Source organism: Vulcanococcus sp. DEBay_Sum29NL08_54, from assembly GCF_017859255.1.
Classification (GTDB): Bacteria; Cyanobacteriota; Cyanobacteriia; order PCC-6307; family Cyanobiaceae; genus Vulcanococcus.
On the sequence record NZ_JAFMNJ010000080.1, the window covers coordinates 1 to 2,626 of the forward strand.

Genomic DNA, 2,626 nt, shown 5'->3' on the forward strand with positions numbered 1-2,626 from the left:
TAGATCAAGGACGCCAACACAAAACTGACCACAACAACCCCATCTCGAGCCGGGCTCTTGGCTGGCGTCAGCAGCACGGCAGCCACCAACAGCACAGAGAGTTGCAGCGGATCCAAGGCGGTCTCCGCCAACGCCTTACCAAAGGGGGCCAGCAGCAGCAGGACGCTGATCAACAGCGGAGGCCAACCGGAGCGGGCCAAGAGCCTGCGCACAAGGGCATACAGCAACAAGGCCAGCGCCATCAGCAGCAGCAAGGCGACGGCATTGAGCCATATCAGGTCCAACCCCGACGGGAAGAGGTGACGCAGCACCTCACCGCTGAATCCACGCTTGGTGAAGCCGCCGGCGTAGTTCTTCAGCAGCTGGTTCACCCAGTACTGATCGATGCAGAAGGTCAGGGATTCGCCCGGACGCCAGCACTGACTCCCGAGGGCACCCGCTCGAAAGAACTGGACCAGCGCCACCAGCAGCACCACAACCGAGCCGGGCCAATCCAACGATTGCCGTCTGCTCTGCATCAGCGGGGCACCCCAAGAGGCACCAGTCAAAACGATGCCCCCGATTCCTCGAAAGGAACCGGGGGCTCTCGCCGGGTCCGCTCTGACGCGGAACCGTTTGATCTAGGAACGAGGCGCCGAAATCAGCCGGCGTTCTCCGCGATCAGCAGACCCTGCTTCTTACAACTGTGGGACACGGGCACCTCCTCCTGTGGGGGTTGTTGTTAGCCGGCAATGCATCCGGCAACGCTTCCGCCCGAAGGGTTCTGCGCCGCCACATCACTGCTAACGGATCTCGCAAATCCTATCGAGGCTGAACCAAGAACGGCGTTGCGGATGCGACAACACCGCCCGCCCTGGCTAGAGAACCAGCAGCACAGCAGCTGCGGATGCGACGTCGCGCCTTACTCCAGCTCGGACTGCTGGGGGCCGCCTTTGGGGGCACGGCACTGGAGCTGCTCAAGCAAGCCCAGGCCCAAGCCAAGAGCAGTTGGAGCCGATTCATCGGCCAGGCCACCTTCCAGGTGCCCACCAATCCAGCCACCACCGTTCTGGAAATCACCACCGCACCCATCACCGTGCTGGGGCGACAAGTGGAGCGGGGCTGCATTCGACAGGTCACTGGGGAACGGGGTTACACCACCAGCCGGGAGGCCGGCGTCAATCTGGAGCTGGTGAACCGACTTCCGGTTCCCACCACCATTCACTGGCATGGTCTGATCCTTCCCAATCCGATGGATGGGGTGCCCTATGTCACCCAACCCCCCATCCCGCCGGGGGAGCGCCAACGCATCCACTACCCGCTCCAGCAGGACGGCACCTTCTGGATGCATTCCCACTACGGCCTGCAAACCCAGAGCTTTGTCGCTGAGCCCTTCGTGATCCTCAGCGAGGAACAGGAGCAATGGGCGGACCAAACCGTCACGGTCACCCTGAGGGATTTCAGCTTCACACCGGCCAACACCATCCTCAGCAACATCGTCTCCGGCAAGCGGGGCGGCGACACCGCCATGGCCCGCTCGCTCCAAAACTTTGATTGGCAGCAGCCTCGGCCCCTGCTCACGCAGCAATGGGATGCAGCAGCCGAGCGCTTCAGCTGGCAGCGCAAACCGGGGCGCTTGATGCTGCCGGATGTGGTCTATGACGCGCTGCTGGCCAACGAGCGCAGCCTGGACGCACCCCAGGTGATCGAGGCCCGACCCGGGGAGACCGTGGCCATTCGCTGGATCGCCGCCAGCGCCTTCATGAACTTCTTCCTGGACCTCGGCGAGCTGGAGGGAGAACTCCTGCGCACCGACGCCAACCCGGTGGAGCCGATCCGCGGTTCGGTCTTTCAGTTGGCCATCGCCCAACGGCTCACCCTGCGGGTCCGCCTGCCGGAGACGCCGGGGGTTTTCCCGCTGCTGGCCTGCGGAGAGCAGAGCAACCTGCGCTGCGGCGTCGTCCTACGCACAGCGCCCGGGCAGGCGATCCCGAACCTGGCCCCGCAAACCCAACAGTGGACGGGACGCCTGGACTTCACCCAGGACAAGCAACTCAGGGCACAGCAACCCCTCCCCAAGAAACCGGCGGACAACACCATTCCCGTGGCGCTCACCGGCCCCGCCCCGCAGTACCGCTGGGGCCTCAACGACCGCTTTTATCCCTACCGCGATCCCTACTGGGTCGAGGAGGGACAACGGGTGGAGATGGTCTTCAGCAACGAAACCCCGATGGGCCATCCGATGCACCTGCATGGCCATGAATTCCAGGTGATCGAAATCAACGGGCAGCCGTTCTCCGGTCCGATGCGCGACACCGTGCTGGTGCCCAAGGGCGGCAGCTGCCGCATTGCCTTTGATGCCATCCACCCAGGCCTCTGGGCCTTCCACTGCCACATCAGCTATCACCACATGCGCGGCATGTTCAACGTGCTGGCCTATCGCTCAGCCGATCTGGGTTGGTGGGACCCCAGCGGCTTTGTCCATGAACAGCTGACCTTCGATTAGGGCAATAAAAAAGCGCCCCATTTGGGGCGCTAGGTGTCCACGCCAGGCGTGGGATGTCAATCCATCTGGATCAGAGGGCGTTGCCGCGGGGCAGAACCTCTTCAGGGAAGACGAAGTTTTCGTGCGGTTGGTCCGCGGGGG

Annotated in this window: 2 protein-coding genes and 1 pseudogene; 1 reads left to right on the plus strand and 2 read right to left on the minus strand. The window is 63.5% G+C overall.

Going from position 1 to position 2,626, the window contains the following annotated elements:
• On the minus strand, positions 1-518 hold a 518-nt coding region (locus QZ186_RS11670), incomplete at its 3' end, for a hypothetical protein (RefSeq protein WP_296417022.1).
• Positions 519-886: 368 nt separating this feature from the next.
• Between QZ186_RS11670 and QZ186_RS11675 the strand changes: the two genes are divergently transcribed.
• Positions 887-2,485 carry a multicopper oxidase family protein gene (locus QZ186_RS11675; RefSeq protein ID WP_296417024.1) on the plus strand — a complete coding sequence of 533 codons (1,599 nt, stop codon included), beginning with the start codon at positions 887-889 and terminating at the stop codon, positions 2,483-2,485.
• 70 nt (positions 2,486-2,555) lie between these two features.
• Here QZ186_RS11675 and QZ186_RS11730 read toward each other — a convergent pair.
• A pseudogene (locus tag QZ186_RS11730) lies at positions 2,556-2,626 on the minus strand (photosystem II protein D2); the annotation flags it as partial.